The 17,220-nt window shown below is 63.6% G+C and carries 17 protein-coding genes; 3 read left to right on the top strand and 14 right to left on the bottom strand.

The genetic code is table 11. From position 1 onward, the window contains the following. Positions 1–3 precede the first annotated feature (3 nt). The 6 genes from P6U23_RS14260 to P6U23_RS14235 all read right to left on the bottom strand — a co-directional run bounded on the left by P6U23_RS14260 (position 4) and on the right by P6U23_RS14235 (position 6,907). Entirely contained in the window at positions 4–1,344 is a 1,341-nt protein-coding gene (locus tag P6U23_RS14260; protein ID WP_407180369.1) for an RtcB family protein, read from the bottom strand. Between the two features lie 567 nt (positions 1,345–1,911). Continuing rightward, the gene (locus P6U23_RS14255; protein ID WP_407181456.1) at positions 1,912–3,033 is read right to left on the bottom strand and encodes a tlde1 domain-containing protein; all 1,122 of its coding nucleotides are present in this window, start codon (positions 3,031–3,033) and stop codon (positions 1,912–1,914) included. Between the two features lie 374 nt (positions 3,034–3,407). Beyond that, entirely contained in the window at positions 3,408–4,916 is a 1,509-nt protein-coding gene (locus P6U23_RS14250) for a glycosyltransferase family 39 protein (RefSeq protein ID WP_407180368.1), read from the bottom strand. Then, complete coding sequence (locus P6U23_RS14245; protein WP_407181455.1) at positions 4,913–6,049, bottom strand: glycosyltransferase; 1,137 nt, start codon at positions 6,047–6,049, stop codon at positions 4,913–4,915. The genes P6U23_RS14250 and P6U23_RS14245 overlap by 4 nt, the downstream gene beginning before the upstream one ends. Before the next feature lie 242 nt (positions 6,050–6,291). Next, positions 6,292–6,483, bottom strand: coding sequence for a hypothetical protein (locus P6U23_RS14240; RefSeq protein ID WP_407180367.1), 192 nt, complete (start codon positions 6,481–6,483; stop codon positions 6,292–6,294). Positions 6,484–6,559: 76 nt separating this feature from the next. Then, on the bottom strand, positions 6,560–6,907 hold the full coding sequence (locus P6U23_RS14235; protein WP_407181454.1) for a hypothetical protein: 348 nt from the start codon (positions 6,905–6,907) through the stop codon (positions 6,560–6,562). A gap of 133 nt (positions 6,908–7,040) precedes the next feature. Between P6U23_RS14235 and P6U23_RS14230 the strand changes: the two genes are divergently transcribed. From P6U23_RS14230 to P6U23_RS14220, 3 genes are all read left to right on the top strand, one after another. Beyond that, positions 7,041–7,304 (top strand): hypothetical protein, encoded by a 264-nt coding sequence (locus tag P6U23_RS14230; protein WP_407180366.1) that lies wholly within the window; start codon positions 7,041–7,043, stop codon positions 7,302–7,304. A gap of 108 nt (positions 7,305–7,412) precedes the next feature. After that, positions 7,413–8,234 (top strand): DUF72 domain-containing protein, encoded by an 822-nt coding sequence (locus tag P6U23_RS14225; protein WP_407180365.1) that lies wholly within the window; start codon positions 7,413–7,415, stop codon positions 8,232–8,234. 7 nt (positions 8,235–8,241) lie between these two features. Further along, positions 8,242–8,703 (top strand): DUF488 family protein, encoded by a 462-nt coding sequence (locus P6U23_RS14220; RefSeq protein WP_407180364.1) that lies wholly within the window; start codon positions 8,242–8,244, stop codon positions 8,701–8,703. A gap of 216 nt (positions 8,704–8,919) precedes the next feature. Here the strand turns inward: P6U23_RS14220 and P6U23_RS14215 are convergent, their stop codons facing one another. The 8 genes from P6U23_RS14215 to P6U23_RS14180 all read right to left on the bottom strand — a co-directional run bounded on the left by P6U23_RS14215 (position 8,920) and on the right by P6U23_RS14180 (position 17,218). Beyond that, on the bottom strand, positions 8,920–9,837 hold the full coding sequence (locus P6U23_RS14215; RefSeq protein WP_407180363.1) for a PhzF family phenazine biosynthesis protein: 918 nt from the start codon (positions 9,835–9,837) through the stop codon (positions 8,920–8,922). Between the two features lie 61 nt (positions 9,838–9,898). Beyond that, positions 9,899–10,804: an amidohydrolase family protein gene (locus P6U23_RS14210; protein ID WP_407180362.1), complete on the bottom strand. Its 906-nt coding sequence runs from the start codon at positions 10,802–10,804 to the stop codon at positions 9,899–9,901. A 24-nt stretch (positions 10,805–10,828) separates the two neighbouring features. After that, complete coding sequence (locus P6U23_RS14205) at positions 10,829–12,076, bottom strand: MFS transporter (RefSeq protein WP_407180361.1); 1,248 nt, start codon at positions 12,074–12,076, stop codon at positions 10,829–10,831. Positions 12,077–12,120: 44 nt separating this feature from the next. Beyond that, a complete protein-coding gene (locus P6U23_RS14200) occupies positions 12,121–12,846 on the bottom strand; it encodes a GntR family transcriptional regulator (RefSeq protein WP_407181453.1) in 726 nt (241 codons plus the stop codon). A gap of 59 nt (positions 12,847–12,905) precedes the next feature. After that, positions 12,906–14,228, bottom strand: coding sequence for an adenylate/guanylate cyclase domain-containing protein (locus P6U23_RS14195; RefSeq protein ID WP_407180360.1), 1,323 nt, complete (start codon positions 14,226–14,228; stop codon positions 12,906–12,908). Between the two features lie 105 nt (positions 14,229–14,333). After that, positions 14,334–15,500 (bottom strand): ABC transporter permease, encoded by a 1,167-nt coding sequence (locus P6U23_RS14190; RefSeq protein ID WP_407180359.1) that lies wholly within the window; start codon positions 15,498–15,500, stop codon positions 14,334–14,336. A 12-nt stretch (positions 15,501–15,512) separates the two neighbouring features. Further along, on the bottom strand, positions 15,513–16,451 hold the full coding sequence (locus P6U23_RS14185) for an ABC transporter ATP-binding protein (RefSeq protein WP_407180358.1): 939 nt from the start codon (positions 16,449–16,451) through the stop codon (positions 15,513–15,515). Continuing rightward, complete coding sequence (locus tag P6U23_RS14180; RefSeq protein WP_407181452.1) at positions 16,448–17,218, bottom strand: HlyD family secretion protein; 771 nt, start codon at positions 17,216–17,218, stop codon at positions 16,448–16,450. Before P6U23_RS14180 ends, P6U23_RS14185 begins: the two co-directional genes overlap by 4 nt. Positions 17,219–17,220 lie beyond the last annotated feature (2 nt).

Below are 17,220 nucleotides of genomic sequence, written 5' to 3'. Positions count from 1 at the left end.
ACTTCAATCCTTGAATGGATCGAACTCGTTCGCGCCGGCCATGACTACCGCAAACGGGCGCAAGCTGTGCAACACCCTGACTGAGCCGGCGTGCGCGGCCAGGACCTCCGGCAGGCGCCGATAGGCCATCGGACTCTCATCGAGATCGGCGCCGATCAGGGTGACGCCGCGCGACTGCAGCCACGCGTCCATCTCGGCGCGGCTGAACCTGCGCTTGGCTTCCTTGCGTCCGAACAGCCGCCCGGCACCATGGATGGTCGAATAGAGCGATGCTTTCGCCTCCTCCGACTCGATGCCCTCGATGATGACGGCGTCGTCGCCCATCGATCCGCCGACGAAGCCGCGCTGGCCGGGAAACGCCGGCGTTGCGCCTTTGCGAACGACCCACAAATCCCTGCCGCCATGGTTCTCGCGCCAGGCATAGTTGTGGTGGTTATGAACCGTGTCGGTCAGGGCGCCGCCAACGATCTTGCGAACACGCTCGACCACCCACTCCCGCCCGGCATGGGCATAGCGTCCGGCGAGCTGCATGGCCGCGATGTAGCGCCGCCCGATCTCGCTGTCCTCGTCGATCACAGCGGGCGGCACATTCATCCCGTCCTTGCCGCCCGCTGCCTTGAGATAGCGTGTGGCGCTGGTGTGCCCGAGGCCGCGGCTGCCGAAATGCACACCGATCCAGACGAAGCCGCTCTCGTCCCGCATCAGGTCGACATAGTGGTTGCCGGACCCGACGGTGCCGAGCTGAGCGACCGCTTTCGCCCGATAGGCGTCCATGTCGGACTCGCGCCAGGCCTCCTCGTCGTCGAACAGCTCATGTTCAACACGTTCGTCGTTGGCGCGTCCGACGCCGAACGAGATCGCCTTGTGGATGTCCCTGACGATCGTTCCGATCCGGTTCTCCACATCGCTAAATCGCGTATCGAGCCGCGCTGCCATGTTGCCGCAGCCGATATCGAAACCGACCCCGGAGATGCTGATCTGCTTCTCATAGGCAATCACGCCGCCGACCGGCTGCGCATAGCCGAGATGACCATCGGCACAGATCACACCGGCAACAGCGTTGCCGACCGACATGCAGCTCCGCATCTGCGCGATCGTCGCATCGTGATGCTCACCGAAGATCTTCAGGGGACTGTTCCGGTATTGCGGCGCCTGCGGCCCGCTTGCGACGCCGGCCGCAAGCTCTTCCGCTTCCCGCGCCAGATGCTCCTTGCGAGCAGCATCACGGAATGTGCACCATAGCGGCATCGGCCGCTGACCCGGACGGTCGATTTTTGCGTCGGGGTCAAGGCCGGCTTCGATCGCCTTGGCCCTGGCTCGCTCTCGATAGGGATCGGATCGCATCGGACCCTCCTCGTCTTGCTTCACATATCAAACTGGAACCCCGCCAGGGGGTCGTTCCGGACGTCCGCCTGGCGCGCGATATCAATTTGCGCCGGCCGGATCGCAGTGCAGGCAGAGAGATATGTGGAGATGCAACGAGCCCTGAGGGGCGGTTTGCGGATTTTCTCTCTGCCGGGCAGAGGAAAACCGCTGCCCCCTTAAGCTCTCAGCCTGAGCTCTTTTGGCTGCGCCTTCGCTGCTGAGACCTGCAGCACGCGCGCGGAGACGCGACCGTGCCGGTTCATCGGCAGGGCCGCTTGCTTGATCGGGCGTGAGTACGAATACAGCATCGGTCTCTCGCAAGTGCATATCGGCGAGGTTGCGCGCGTGCTCATACACGATTTCTACGATTTGTAAATAACGAGCTGCGTGAGGGGCAAAGAGCAATGGCCCTGGTCGCGCCATGGGCGCGCGAGCCGCATTGCGCGCAGCGAATGACCGTCTCTGACAGCCGTGTTATGGGTTGCGGGCTCGCCCCGCGGGCGCCCCGGATTGACGGGCCGCGCTATGGCACCCTGTGCGTCGGTCTCACTCGACCCGCGCCAGTACCGCGAGCTTCCTGATGCCCTTGTTGCGATAGGCCTCGAGGAAGGCGTAGTAATCCCTGAACGAGACGCAGCCGTTGGAGTCGCCGTTCGGGCCGAGCATGTAGGTGTGCGCGAGAAGGCCTTCACGCCCGTAGATCGCGCCCTCGCCGCCGAGCGGTGTCAACCGCAGCGCCGGCACGCCATGAAACAGCGCTTCGCGCGGTTTCAGCGAATAGATGTGCGGCGGCGTCACGCCACGCATGCGGACCGGCGCGGAGCTCGGATCGTCGAGCCGGGAGCCGAGGCCGGAATGCGCTTCCAACCGGCTCCCGTCAGGCAGGTAAACGGTGTGCGCCGAGATGTCGTAGACTGCGGTGTCGCGATCATAAGGCGGCGAGCCGCCATGCATCGGGTTCTGCTCGCGGCTGATCGGGGCGGTTACGCCGGCATCGGCCGACGCATAGGCGAGCAGCGAGCCCTGCGACGGCTGCTTGCCCCACAGCTTCTCGACCATGCTCGACCGGCCGCCGGAGGTGATCGACATCATCGTCGCCTTGGCGCGCTCGGCCATGTCCCGCAATGACACACCGCTGGCCTTTGCCGGCTTTGCCTCCACCGCAGACGGCGCCGGCGGTGGCGGCACGTTCATCGCGACCTGCTTTGGCGCCTGTTTCGGTGCGACCTCCTTTGCCTTCGCGACTTCGCCGAGCTTTGGCGCGTTGACCGGCTTTGACGCTTCAGCGACTTGCGGTGACGGCGGTGCTCCCTCCGCCGCGTGCGAAGCGACGCTCGTCGGCGCGGCGGCCGCGAAGCGGTCGTTGAACTGGTCCGGCGTGATCGCGGCCACGGTCGCTGATGTCGCGCGCTGGGCCAGCGCGGGCAGCGACGCAAATGCGTCGCTAATCGCCTGCGCGGCGCTGCGTCCCGCAACCTGGTCGGCGGGTTTCACGACGACGGGCTCGTCATAACCCGCGCTGCCCAGCGTCGGATAAACGCTTGCGGAGATGATGTTGTTGTAGACGGTCCAGCCGCAGCCGAGCACGAGACAGGCGATCGCAGCGCCGCCCAGCAGGTTCTGGGAGACGGCTTTCCCGGAAGACTTCTTGCGGTTCTGCCCCGCCAGCGCAACTCTACTCAACGCTACTCTACTCTTGCTGACCCACCCAGCGCCCGGAACCATCCACTTTTGTTCGCTCGATACCGTGCGGATCGGCTCTCCGGCGGCACAGCATCTCGCATCGGCGCAAAGCGTCATTAAGGCGACTTTTAGTTAAATGCGGATTAATCAGGAGGGAGCCCCATCAGCGCAGGAAGTGCCTGCCACGCATGGCTTTTTTAAGATCAGATTTGGACAGAACCAGAACGTGACGGACCGAAGGTCCTCACGTCAGACGGCTTACCTCGGTCGCGCATGGAGCTGGAGAGCAAGCCGAGAATGGTGCCGCGCACTCGTGGATGCGTCGTGCGTGCATCGCGCGCGGACCCGCGCGCCTGCGCTTACGGCGACAGCTCCGGCGGCGGCGAGCGGTCGAGCACGTCGCCTTTCGGGTCGCGCAAGAGATCTAGCGCGTAGGTCTCGATCGCCAGCGGTCCGCGCTTGCGCGGCAATTCGGTGAGGCGTTCGATGCTGCCGAACCGGTCTTTCAGGTACGGCGGCTGCATCGGCCGCACTTCGTCGACATAAAGCAAGGGACCGGCGAGCTTGGCCGCATCCGGCTCCCGCATGTTGGCCCAGCGGATGCGCTGGATCGGCTGCACGACGCAGGTGCCCGGCGGCAAATAGAAGGTGAGCCAGCCCGTCGTGCCGTAGTCCGGCACCAGAATGCAGCTCGCGCCGACACGGGCGCGGACCGCTTCGATCTCGCCTGCCAAGTCGCGCCAGCCGACGCCGACGCTGCGCACCGTGGCATCGCGCCGGTAGCCGCTCAAAATGCCGGTATTGGCCTGCACGATCAGCAGCGCGAACATGGTGATGCCGACCGGCGCGGCCCAGCGCAGGCAGACATCGGCGAGCCGCCGCCGCCATCCTTCCCAGCTCACCAGATGCGCGGCCACCGCGGCCGCGATGACAAAGGCGGGATAGACCGGCGCGAACCAGTTGGCCTCGACGCGCGCGTGCAGCGAATGCCAGACGAAATAGAGCGTGATGGTCCAGAACATGCAATTCACCAGCGCACGGGCCGGCGAAGTGCCCGCCCTGCGCCGGATCAGCGCATCAAGCCCCATCACGCCAAGGATGAAGACGAGCGGCGTTGCGAACGCGAACTGGGTTGGAACGAGTTCGGCAATATAGCCGGGACGGAAATCCTCGATACGCGCGCGCCCCGTCATCTGCTTGATGAAGGAGACCCACTGGTGATCCGCATTCCACAGGATCACCGGCGCAAAGAAGAGAAGCGCGACAAGTCCGCCCAGATAGGGCCAGGGTGTGAGCAGCCAGCGCCGCTGCTTCGGAATGATCAAAAGCCAGATCAGGATCGCCGGGCCGAAGAACAGTGCCGTATATTTCGACAGCAGTGCCGCGCCCACCGCCGCGCCGACCGCGAGCCACCAGACGCCGCGCGCGCTTTCCAAGAGCTTGGCCAGGAAGAACAGCACAAAGCTCGAGGCGACCAGGAGGGGCGCATCCGGTGTGACGATCATGGTGCCCACCGACACGATCAGCGTGGCATTGAGCAGCAGCGCCGCGGTCGCCGCGATCCGCACACCGCCGAACAGGATCGAGGCGGTGCGATAGATGGCATAGCTCATCGGCAGCGCCAGCAGCACCGAGACCAGCCGGACGCCGAACTCGGTGTCGCCCGCGATCATCGTGCCGGCGCGGATGACCAGCGCCACCATCGGCGGGTGGTCATAGTAACCGCCGGCCAGGTGCTTGGACCACAGCCAGTAATAGGCCTCATCGAAAGTGATCGGCGTCCAGGCCGCGGCCACCAGCCGCAATGCCGTGAGCGCGAGGATCGTGACAGCCGCGTTGCGGACGAGCTGCCGATCGTCGGGGTTCATCGCTTGCGCCAGACGAACAGTCCGGACATTGCGTAATTCCAGACCACGCCCATTAGCGCCCCCGCGGCACCGGCGAGCCACCAGATCGGCTCCTGGTCATAAACCGAGAAGGCCACGCCGACATTGGCGAACAGGCCGACGCTGCAGACGAGGTAGAACGCGATCAGGCCGCGCAGGATGGCAAAGCCCTTCAGCCGCTGGTCGCGATAGGTGAGAAAATTGTTCAAGATGAAATTGGAGGTCATGGCCACGAGCGCGCCGGAGGCCTGAGCCTCGGCAAACGGCAGCTCGAAAACCCTCAACGCAATGAACAGCGTGCCGAGATGCACGAACAGGCCGGTGCCGCCGACCATCGCGAACAGAAGGAAGCGCAACGACACCGCATCGTTGGTCAGCTTGGCAAGCACCAGCCCGAGGAAATCCAGCGCCACCATGGAATCGAGCTTGCTCTCGCCGTGCAGCCGCGAGCCGAACCTGTAGGGGATCTCGACCGTCTTCAGCTTGCCATGCGCGGTCGCGACGATATCGAGCAGGATCTTAAAACCTTGCGTGGAGAGCTGCGGCGCGAGCTGCTCGAAGCGGTCGCGGCGGATCATGAAAAAGCCGCTCATGGGGTCGGCGACCGCCACGCCCAGCACCCGCTTTGCCACTTCGGTTGCGAATGCGCTGGCGCTGGCACGCTGCTTGTTGAAGCTGTCGGCGCTGCCCCCCTCGATATACCGGCTGCCGACCACCAGTTCCGCAGCTCCGTTCTGCAACAACGAGAGCATCTTCGGGAGCTGCGTCTCATCGTGCTGCAGATCGGCATCCATCACCGCAGCATAGGGCGCACAGGAGGCCAAAATCCCCTCGATGCAGGCTCCGGAGAGGCCGCGCCGCCCGATCCGGCGGATGCAGCGCACTCTTCCATCGCGGCGCGCCAGCTCCCGCACCACGTCCCAGGTGCCGTCAGGGGAATTGTCGTCGACATAAACGACCTCCCAGGCAATGCCTTTCAGCGTCGCCTCCAGCTTCTCGAACAGCTTGATGACGTTATCGCGCTCGTTGAAGGTGGGGACCACGACGGAAAGCACCGGCAGGCCCGCGACGACGGCCGGCGAGCTTTCGGTGGTCGGTCTGAGGATTTCGTTCATGCCGGGGAAGCGTATATCTGCCGCATCAGGTGATGCCAAGCCGGATCGCCCCGGGAAAACCGCCGTGACCGGCGCAAAAGCCGTGGAGAAAACGCTACGACCACGAATAACAGGCGCGCGTACATCCGGCGCTGCCTCGCTATTTCGTGGTCGCCCGGCGGCGGAGCTCGTGGGCTCAGAGCGTCAACGTCGCCGTTACCTGCCAAATAGGAACCCTGACTGCGTTCCGCAAGGGTGCGCCGCTAATTCGGAACTTCCCGCACCACCGGTCCGCGCGGAGCAGGCGCAGCAGGCGCCGGTTCTGCCGGTTGCGCGACCGGTGCGGGTTTGGGCGGTTTGCCGAATTGACCGATCGGCCCGTAATAGACCGCAGCGGCCAGCGCAACGATCGCGATGATCGTGCCCAACAGGCCCGCGAATGATTGAGAAGTCATGCTCACGTTCCCCCCTGGCGCAAGCCGATTGATAGCACGGAACGGCGCCCCATCAACTGCTAGTTGGCTGCAACTGCTAGTTGGCTGCCCCCTTGCGATGGACAAAGGCCGTCACAACATCCTTTTGCGCTAGCTCAATGGCGCGATTGGCGGTGCTGAGATTGGCGTCCGACTCCGCACCTGGGAACTGCAGGCTCAGGTAATCCAAAAGCCTCACCCGAAAATTCTGCCGTTCGGAGGGGCAGGCACTCGCAACATCGGCGGTGAAATCCTGCGCGGACATGCCCTTGGCGTTGGGGCGGGAATATTCGCGCGCCAGGCAATGCCAATAGGAGTCCCGTCCCTGCAGCGCCAGCTTGTGAGCGTCCTCCACCTCGTCCGCAAGCGCGTGCGAGGCGGCCAGCGTGAGCGCGGCAGCCAACATCATCCGCATTTTGCTCTCCTTCTCTTGAACGCATCCTAGCTTGAACACCGGAAGCCGTTAAGCACATCACCGTTCGAACGACCGCGCGGAATAGACGGTTGGAGGCGGTGTTCCATGGAAAGGATCAACGGGAATGTCGTTCTTGATCAGAAGTGCGGTGATGGGCGCGGTGCTGCTCGCGGCCGGATTCTGCGGTGAGGCGCGCGCGCAGGCTGTGGTCGAGGATCCCGGCTATTGCGCCCAGTACTATCCGAACGCCAACTGCCAGAATTACGGCCCTGGCAACCCGCTCTACCCAGGCAGCTACGGGCCCGCTGGCCCCCCGCGCGCTTACGCCGCGCCAATGCCGGTCCGGCCCTATTATCCGCATCGGCATCACCCCCGCCACCATCGTTGAAGCAAGGCAAGCGGTTGCGAAAGAGCGGCTTTTCGCGAACTGGTCAATGGCGGTCAATTTGAATAGTCTTTCCGGCAAGCATTCCCGCTTTTTGGAAACGAGACTCGCGTGGCCAAATCCTCAACCGCTGCAAAAAAATCGGGCCAAATCCATATCGGCATCGGAGGCTGGACCTTTGCCCCCTGGCGGGGCGTTTTCTATCCGGAGAAATGGCCGCAGGCGAAGGAGCTCGAATACGCCGCCTCGAAACTGACCTCGATCGAGATCAACGGCACCTATTACGGCTCGCAGAAGCCGGAGAGCTTTCGCAAATGGGCACGCGAAGTGCCTGACGGCTTTGTGTTCTCGGTGAAGGGCCCACGCTTTGCCACCAACCGCCGCGTGCTGGCGGAAGCCGGCGATTCCATCAAGCACTTTTATAACACCGGCGTGCTGGAGCTCGGCGATCGCCTGGGTCCCGTGCTCTGGCAATTCGCGCCGACCAAGAAATTCGATGAGACGGATTTCGGCAAATTTCTGGAATTGTTGCCGCGCGAAATGGATGGGCGCACGCTACGCCATGTTGTCGAGGTGCGTCATGACAGTTTTCGCGCGCCGGCTTTTATCGCCCTGTTGCGGCAATTCGGCATCCCCGTGGTATTCGCCGAGCACGCCACTTACCCGGCGATTGCCGACGTGGTCGGCGACTTCGTCTATGCGCGGCTGCAGAAGGGCAATGACGAGCTGAAGACCTGCTATCCGCCCAAACAGCTTGATGCCTGGGCCAAGCGCCTGCAGCTTTGGGCTGCCGGGGGCGAACCGGACGATTTGCCGCGCGTTGACTCGGGCAAGTCCGAGAAGAAGCCGCGCGACGTGTTCGCTTACGTCATCCACGAAGGCAAGGTGCGCGCGCCGGCCGGTGCGATGGAGCTGATCGAACGCGTGAAGTGAAGCATTCATGGCCAAGGCGACAAAACTCTTCACGATCGGCTATGAGCAGACGCCGCAAAAGGCGGTGCTGGATGAGCTGCAACACGCCGGCGTCAAGCTTCTGGTCGACGTCCGCGCGGTGACCTCCTCCCGCCGTCCCGGTTTTTCCAAGAACCAGCTCGCCGCCGGGCTCGACGAGCGCGGCATCGCCTATATTCATCTCAAGGCATTGGGCACGCCGAAAGAGGGCCGGCAGGCCGCGCGCAGCGGCAATTACCCGGAATTGGAGAAGATCTATTCCGCGCATCTGAAGAAGCCGGAGGCGCGGCACGAATTGGAGGAGCTGTCGGCCTTGGTGAAGAAGGCAGGCCCGGTCTGCCTGCTCTGCTACGAGCGCGACCACCGCCATTGCCATCGCCAGATGATCGCGGAGATCATCGAGCAGCGCGAGGGCGTGAGAATCGAGAATTTGGCGCCGCCGTTGGTCTAACTCCCCCGTCATTGCGAGCGCACCGAAGTAATCCAGCGCCGCCCAGCGGAGGACACTGGATTGCTTAGTCGCTCCGCTCCTCGCAATGACAGCGTGGCTTTCATTCCACTGTCATTCCGGGGCGATGCGAAGCATCGAACTCTGATGTGCAATTGCACATCTGAGAATCTCGAGATTCCGGGTTTGCCTCTTCGAGGCGCCCGGGAATGACCGAACCTATCGGCTATCCCCTTCCAACCACAACGTCCCCTGCATCATCGGCGCGCAGCGGCCGCCGACATGGGCGGAGACGATCTTACCGTTCTTCTTGATCACACGTGTCAACAACAGGCTCGGCCGTCCCAAATCAAAGCCTTGCCCGATCGTCAACCGCAACTCGCCGTCCTGCTTTGCGTCGAGTTCGGCGAGCAGCGCCGCGGCGGCCGCGGTGGCGCTGCCGGTCGCGGGATCCTCCGAAAGGCCGCTCGCGCCGGGATGAAACATCCGCGCCTGCAGCTCGCATGGCTTTTCGCTCTCCGGCACATCGCGCGTGTAGAAATAGACCGCATCGCTGTTGTCGAGCGGGAAAGTGCGCGCGAACGCATCAGCATCGGGCCTCGCGCGCCGCAACGCCTCGCGCGAGACAAGCTCGACGGCGAGGAACGGCAGGCCGACAGAAATGATGTGCGGCGCGTGCCGATCGGTCTTGATCTCGCCGGGCGAGAGCGAAAGGCAGGCGGCCGCCTGCTCGACGCTCACCGCTGAAAGCCGCTTCAGCGGTTGCGGGGCCGTCAATTCCGCACCGATGACCCTGCCCTGCTCCTGCAGGATTTCCACCGGCACCAGCCCGGCTTTTTCCTCGAACTGCAACCGGGCCGGTGTGTGCGCCGCTTGCGAGGCCAGCACGAACGCTGTGCCGACATTGGGATGGCCCGCGAACGGAATCTCTGATCGCACGGTGAATATCCGCACCTCCGCGTCATGCCCAGCTTCGCGCGGCGGCAGCACAAAGGTGGTTTCGGAATAGTTGAACTCGGCCGCAATGGCTTGCATCTGCGCGGTCGAAAGGCCCTGCGGATCGAGCACCACGGCGAGCGGATTGCCGCCGAACGCGCGATCGGTGAAGACGTCGACAGTGATGTAGCACCGCTGCATGCTGCCCTCGTTAATATCGTTGGGTCATTGGCATGCAGCCTTACCATGACCCTGGCGCGCCCTAGAAGCGAAACAATGCTCTCGGTGCAATCAGCACGTCGGCGCGCTCGCGCCCGTCGGTCACGAGCTCATTCAGGAATCGTCGATTCTTCTCGTAGGTCTCTGAAGACTCGAACTGGGTATGCGGCCAGTCGCTGCCCCACAGCAGCCGGTCGGGGCCGAAGCTCACACGCAGCAAGGGATAAGCCTGCTTGGCGAATGCTGCGCCGCCCGGGCCGTTGCGATAGGGCGCAGAAATCTTCACCCACATATGCCCTGAGGCGCCGAGCTTGAGGATCGACTGAAATGCAGGATCGTCGACGCCGAGCTTGGGATCAGGCAGCGCATAATGATCCAGCACGACATTGACGCCCGCGTCGAGAAGCTTTGGCGCCAAGCCCACGAGATCGGAGGCGTTGCGTTGCACCTCGACCTGCCAGTTTGCGGACTTCACGAGAGCCAGCAGCGCCTTCCATTCGGATGCGGAGAAATCGGGCAGCGGTTGTCCAACCAGATTGAGACGGATGCCGACAACGCGGGCCTTCTCCAGCGCAATGATCTCCTGCGAGGAGACCGCAGGATCGACCACGGCGATGCCGCGCAGCCTGCCCCGCGCCTGCTTCAAACATTCGAGCAAATAGGAATTGTCGGTGCCGAGAAAGCTCGGCTGTACCAGCACCCCGTTGGTCATTCCGTTCGCGTCGAGCTGTTGCAGGTAAAGCTCGAGCGGCGCATCGTAGTCGGGCGCATAGCGCCGGCCGGCAGCGAGCTTCAGACCGCGATGGAAGACGTGGGCATGCGTATCGATAGCCAATTGCGGTGTCGTCACCTCGCCCAAAACCCTCGTTCCTGATCCGACCAATGGCACCAATGCGGCACCGGCGGCGCAAAATCTCCGTCGCGTGAGGCCACGCTCCGATACTCTCATCCGTTTCTCCCGATTTCTTGTGAGTTAGGCGCGCGTGGCCACGGCTTCTTTTTCGAACACTTTTCCGCGCGTCTCCGGCAGCATCAGCACCGCGAGCAACACAAGCGAATAGGCAAAGGCTGCGTCGATGCCGATCGCGGGGCCAAGCCCGATCCGATCGGCGAGAAAGCCAACGAGGAACGGAAACGCGGCGGAGACAACGCGGCCGAAATTGTAGCAGAAGCCGACGCCGGTGCCGCGCACGCCGGCCGGATAGAGTTCGCTGAACAGCGCGGCCATGCTGGCGGGAATGCCTGCCGAGAAGAAGCCGAGCGGAAAACCGAGCACGAGCATTTCCGCGTTCGACAGCGGCGCGAAGATATAGGCGAGCACGGTCGCGATACACGCGGCCGCGAAAAAGGTGACATTGGCGCGCCGTCCGAACCGGTCGCTCAAGATGCCGCTGGCGACACAGCCGCAGAAGAAGGCGACGATGATCACCGCAAGATAGGCGCTGGAGCCGAGCACGGAGAGATGCCGCACCTCGCGCAAGTAAGTCGGCAGGAAGGTCGTCAATGCCGCGTAACCACCATGGGCGCCAATGCCGAACAAACCGCCGATCAAGGTCGAACGCAGCACATCTGCGTGAAAAATCCCCGACAGCGTCGCCAGCAGCGCGGGCCGCGCCTCACTCTTGTCGAGCCGCCCCGGCTCCTTCAGTCCGCGGCGAATGAACAGGATCAACAACGCCGGCAATAGCCCGAGCGCGAACAGAATCCGCCAGCCGGTCTCGGCCGGCGCGTAAGTAAAGACGAGTGCCGAGAGTACAACCGCGGCGCCCCAGCCGACTGCCCAGGCGCTCTGCACGGCGCCCAAAGCCTTGCCACGATGTTCGGGACGAATGATCTCGGCCATCAGCACCGCGCCGCAGGCCCATTCCGCGCCGAACCCCAGTCCCTGGACCGCCTTGAGGACCACAAGCTGACCGTAGCTCATTGCGAAAGCCGAGGCGAAGGTCGCAAGCGCAAAGGTCGCGATCGTGATCTGCAGCGCCTTCACCCGACCGAAACGATCGCCCAGCGCGCCGCCGACCCAGCCACCGATCGCGCCAAAGAACAGCGTGATCGAGCCCAGCAGTCCCGCTTCCGCCTTGTTGATGCCGAATGATGCGATCAGGGCGGGAATCGCGAGCGAGAACATCTGCACATCGAGTGCATCCAGCGCCCAGCCGCCAAAACTCGCCCAGAACGTCCTCCGCTCCAGCGGCGTGCTCTCGCTGTACCAGTTGACCATTTGTTTCCTCGCTGCCGTGTTGTTGTCGTTGTGAACGTTCGAGCTCAGCGGATTTCGACGTGATAGCGAAACCGCTTCGCGGGCCCGCGCGAGCGGCGCCATTCGATTGGGCTGCGTTCGAGATCGAAGGCGAGGCGCTCGATGACGATCAGCGGCGCGCCCTTCTCCAGACGCAAGAGCTGCGCCTGCATGTCGGTCGCAATTTCGACGCTTAAGTTTTCGTCCGCGGAGACCACGACCTGCCCGCAGCGCTCCTCATAGAGCGGATAGAGCAAGTCGCCGAAATCCTCAGGTGGAATGTCCAGCACCGCTTCGAAGCGCGATCTCTCCAGCCAGATTTCCTCCGCCAGCAACGGTTCGCCATCGATCAGCCGTAGGCGCGACAGGCTGATCACGGACTCTCCGATCGCAATACGCAAGGCAGATGCCACCGCGGGCGGCGCGGCGACGACGTCGCGCCGCAGGATGCGGCTTTGCGGAATGCGGCGCTCGCCGCTTTCGGACTGAAAGCGGAAGAAGCGAAACAGCGAGGAATTGAAGCGGGCGCGACGGACGAAGGTGCCGCGGCCCTGCTGCCGCTCCAGGACGCCATCGGCGACGAGCTGATCGATCGCCTTGCGGACGGTGCCGACGGCAACGCCGTGCTGCGCGGCAAGCTCAGCTTCCGAGGGGATCAAATCGCCGGGACGCAATTCCCGGCGATTGATCCGGGTCGCAAGGTCGTCCCTTAGCCTCTGATATCGCGGCAGGCGCTGGTCGAGCATGCTCATATAGTCATATAGATGACTATATGAAGACGCGTCAAGCCGGTCCACTGGGGCCTGTCCTCCTATCCTAGTTGCCAGACGGTCATGGGTTGCTCGTAGCCGCGGATCGGGACCTCGCCCAACGGCACCGCATCCCCGCAGTCCGCGCCCAGCGCCTCGCGCACTGCGGCGGAGATCAGGAGCTGGGAGCCGAAATCCTTGTTCAACGCCTCCAGGCGCGAGGCGAAATTCACGGTGTCGCCGATCACGGTATATTCCTTGCGCCGCGGCGAGCCGATATTGCCGGCGACCACCTCGCCGAAATGGATGCCGATGCCGATCCGCAGCTTCCAGTCGGAGCCTGCATTGATGTGCTCCATCGCAGCCAGCATGTCGCGGGCCGCGGCGACGGCCCGGTGCGCCGCGTCGGCCGCATCGAGCGGCGCGCCGAACAAGGCCAGAAATCCGTCGCCCAGAAACTTGTTCACGATGCCGCCGTGACGATCGAGCACGTCCACCAGCACGGCAAAGGCGCCGTCCAGGCGCTCGACCACCTCCTGCGGCGAGCGTGAGCGCGCAGACGCGGTAAAGCTGCGGAAATCGACGAACATCACGGCAACCCGGCGGATATCGCTTTGGGTGCTCGCGCCCTCTGCCATCAGCCGTTCGACCACTTGCGGCGAAACATGCTGGCCGAACAAGTCGGTGATGCGATCGCGCGCGGTTGCGGCGCGAATGCTCGCGGCAAAACTGCGCCTGAGCTGCAGCCCGACGGCCCCGGCGAGCACGCCGAGAATCAGAACGAGTATGCTGCGAGCTCCATGATAGTAGAGATCCGGCACGGGATCGGAGGCGACGGTCGGATGAAAGAAGACCGCGACACAGAACATCTCGACCGCCGCGACAAGCCCGGTGAACGCCGACAGCCAGAAATCCAGCCGCAGCGTCGACAGCACGATGAAGATGCAATAGGCGAGTGGCGCAACGAAGCCGAGCGCCTCGATCGTGCCCATATTCTGGATGTGCAGCATCAGCGCAATGGTGGGCATGGAGGTTTCGATCAGCGCGCCGAGATAGCGTCGATAGACCGGCAGATCGCGATCCTTGTTCATGTGCCGCCGGATCGCGGTATAGGCAAACAGTTCGAACAGGATGAGCGGCAGGAGAATTTCATAGACGTAAACCGGCCGCATTCCGCCCCGCCAGAGACGCTCGATCGCGGCCTCCTCGAAGTAATAGGTGGTCCCGATCACGATCACGAGGATCGCGGCGGTGATGATCAGCGCCTTGACGCGGAGCAGCTCGGACGCCATCACCTCGCGCATCAGCGCGTGCTCGAAGTCGGCCGAGACCACCGAACGAGCGCTGCCAACTAGCCCATGCCAAAAATCAGCTATTGCGGTCATATGATGCCCCGTCATTCCGGGGCGCGCGTTAGCGCGAACCCGGAATCTCGAGATTCTGGGTTCGATGCTGTCGCATCGCCCCGGAATGACGAGAGAGATACTGCCTCAATCCAGCGTGCGGCGGAAGCGCGTCACGGCGATGGTCATGGCGACCAGCATCAGGGCGAACAGCGCGAGCGTATCATACTGCAGGTTTTGCAGCGTCGAGCCCTTCAGCATGATCGCGCGGACGATGCGCAGATAATGCGTGAGCGGCAGGCATTCGCCGACATATTGCGCCCACACCGGCATGCCCAGGAAGGGAAACATGAAACCGGACAACAGGATCGAGGGCAGGAAGAACATGATCGATAGCTGCATCGCCTGCAACTGGTTCTGCGCCAGTGTCGAGAAGGTGTAGCCGATCGCAAGATTGGTGGTGATGAAGAGCGTCGAGAGCAGCGCCAGCAGGAGCAGGCTGCCGAAGACGGGCACGCCGAACAGGAAGATGCCGATGGAGACGATGATCGCGGCCTGCAGAAAGCCGACGATCACGTAAGGGATGATCTTGCCGAACATCACCTCCACCGGCTTGATCGGCATCGAAAGAAGGCTCTCCATGGTGCCGCGCTCGATCTCGCGTGTCACCGACAGCGCGGTGAAGATCAGCATCGTCATGGTGAGGATGGTGCCGACCAGGCCGGGCACGATGTTCAGCCGCGAGGATGCGGCCGGATTGTAGCGGGCATGCGCCCGGATCTCGAAGGGCAGCGAGGGCGGATCGCCGATGAAGAGGTCGTGCTCGAGCGCGGTCTGCACGAGCACACTGAGCGAGGACAGCGCCGAGCTTGCGGCCACCGGATCGGTTGCATCGGCCGCCACGAGAAGCGCCGGCTTGTCGCCACGCCGCACCGCGCGCTCGAAGCCGCGCGGAATTTCGACGCCGAACAGCACCTTGCCGGATTTGAGCAGGTTATCGAACTCGTCGACATCGTGCACTTCGCGGACGAAGCGGAAATAAGCTGTGTTTTCCAGCGCCTTCAGGATGGAGCGGCCGAGATCGGTGTCTTCCTGCAGCAGCACCGCGGTCGGCAGATTGTGCGGCGTGGTGTTGATGGCATAACCGAACAGCAAGAGCTGCATCACCGGGATCATCACGATCATCGCGAACGACACCCGGTCGCGACGGAGCTGGATGAACTCCTTCAGCACCATGGCGTAAGCGCGCCGCCAGAGGCCGAAGGACGGCTCGCGGATTTCGGCGGCAGGCGCGGATGTGTCGACGGCGCTCATTGGAAATTATCCTTATTGGAAATTATCCTTGGAGCGGTTCATGAGCTCGATGAACACGTCTTCCAGAGACGGCGCGGAGAACTGCCAATGCAGTCCCTCCTTCTCGCGCCAGGGTGCGATCGTCGTTTCCAGCGCAGCCTTGTCGCGCCCGGAGACGTGCAGCGAATTGCCGAACGGCGCAACCATGTCGACGCCGGGTTGACCCGCGAGCGCCCCGGAAAGACCATTCAGATCGTCCCCGGTCACAGTGTAGGTGGTGAGCGCTGATTTCGCGATCACCTGCTCCACCGTGCCATGCGTGAGCAGATGGCCATAGGCGATATACGCGATTTCATGACAGCGTTCGGCTTCGTCCATGTAGTGGGTCGAGACCAGCACGGTCAGCCCCTCCGCCGCCAGCGCGTGGATCTCATTCCAGAAATCGCGCCTCGCCTTGGGGTCGACGCCGGCGGTCGGCTCGTCCAGCAGCAAGAGCTGCGGATTGGGCAGCGTGCAGGCCCCGAGCGCCAGCCGCTGCTTCCAGCCGCCGGAGAGCTCGCCCGCGAGCTGTCCGTCGCGTCCCGTGAGCCCGAGCCGCCTGATCATCTCGCGCGCGGCGCCGCGCGGGTCCGGCACACCATAGAGTCGCGCCACGAATTCCAGGTTCTCCCGCACCGACAGGTCTTGATAGAGCGAAAAGCGCTGCGTCATATAGCCGACCCGGCGCTTGATCTTCTCGGCGTCGCGGCGGATGTCGAACCCTAAGCAGGTGCCCTCGCCACTATCAGGCGTCAGCAGGCCGCAGAGCATCCGGATGGTCGTCGTCTTGCCGGAGCCATTGGGACCGAGAAAGCCGTAGATCGAGCCGCGCCTCACCTGCATCGAGAGGTCATGCACGACCTCCCGGCCACCGAACGATTTGGTCAGGCCCCTGACCTCAATCGCGATCGGGGATGACGGCACGCCATTCATCGCTGCTCCGCCACGGGCGTCTTGGGGTTGAGATAGACGCTGATCGGCTGGCCGACGCGCAGCGCATCGGGCCGCGAAGGTCGCGCCTGGATCAGGTAGACCAGCTTGTGGCGCTCATCGAGGCTGTAGATCACCGGCGGGGTGTATTCCGCCGAGGTCGCGATGAAATAGATGCGCGCGGTGAGATCGGCGGCGCAATTGTCGCAGGTGACCCGCACCTGGTCGCCAATGGCAAGCTTCGGCAGCTCGGTTTCGGAGACGAAGAAGCGGATCTTCATGTTGCCTGGCGGCATGATCGACAGCACCGGCCGCTGCGCGGGCACCATTTCGCCCTCGCGGAAATAGATCTGCTGCACGGTGCCGGCGACCGGTGCGAAACCCTTGCGCCGGGCCAGACGCGTCTGCGAGGTTATCACATGCGCTTCTGCCACCCGCAGCGCGGAGACGGCGGCGTCCAGCGTCGCCTGCGTGCCGGCGCCGGTCTTGGAGAGCGCGAGCGCGCGATCATAGGTCTGCTTCGCATTCGCCAGCGTCGCGTTGTTCTGGTTGAGATCTGCCTGCTGCAGATCGTCATCGACGGTGTAAAGCGGATCGCCGGCCTTGACCTCCTCGCCCTCGCGAACGTTGAGCTTCGTCACCCGTCCGAATTCATCGGGGCTGACAAAGATCATGTCGGCCTCGACCCAGCCCTGGAAACCGGGATCTCGATTGTCGTTGCAGCCGGCGAGCGCGACGAGCAATGCGAGCGCCGCCACCGCGCGTATCATGG

Source organism: Bradyrhizobium sp. STM 3562 (assembly GCF_045571435.1).
Taxonomy (GTDB): domain Bacteria; phylum Pseudomonadota; class Alphaproteobacteria; order Rhizobiales; family Xanthobacteraceae; genus Bradyrhizobium.
This window is presented reverse-complemented; position numbering and strand designations above follow the sequence as displayed.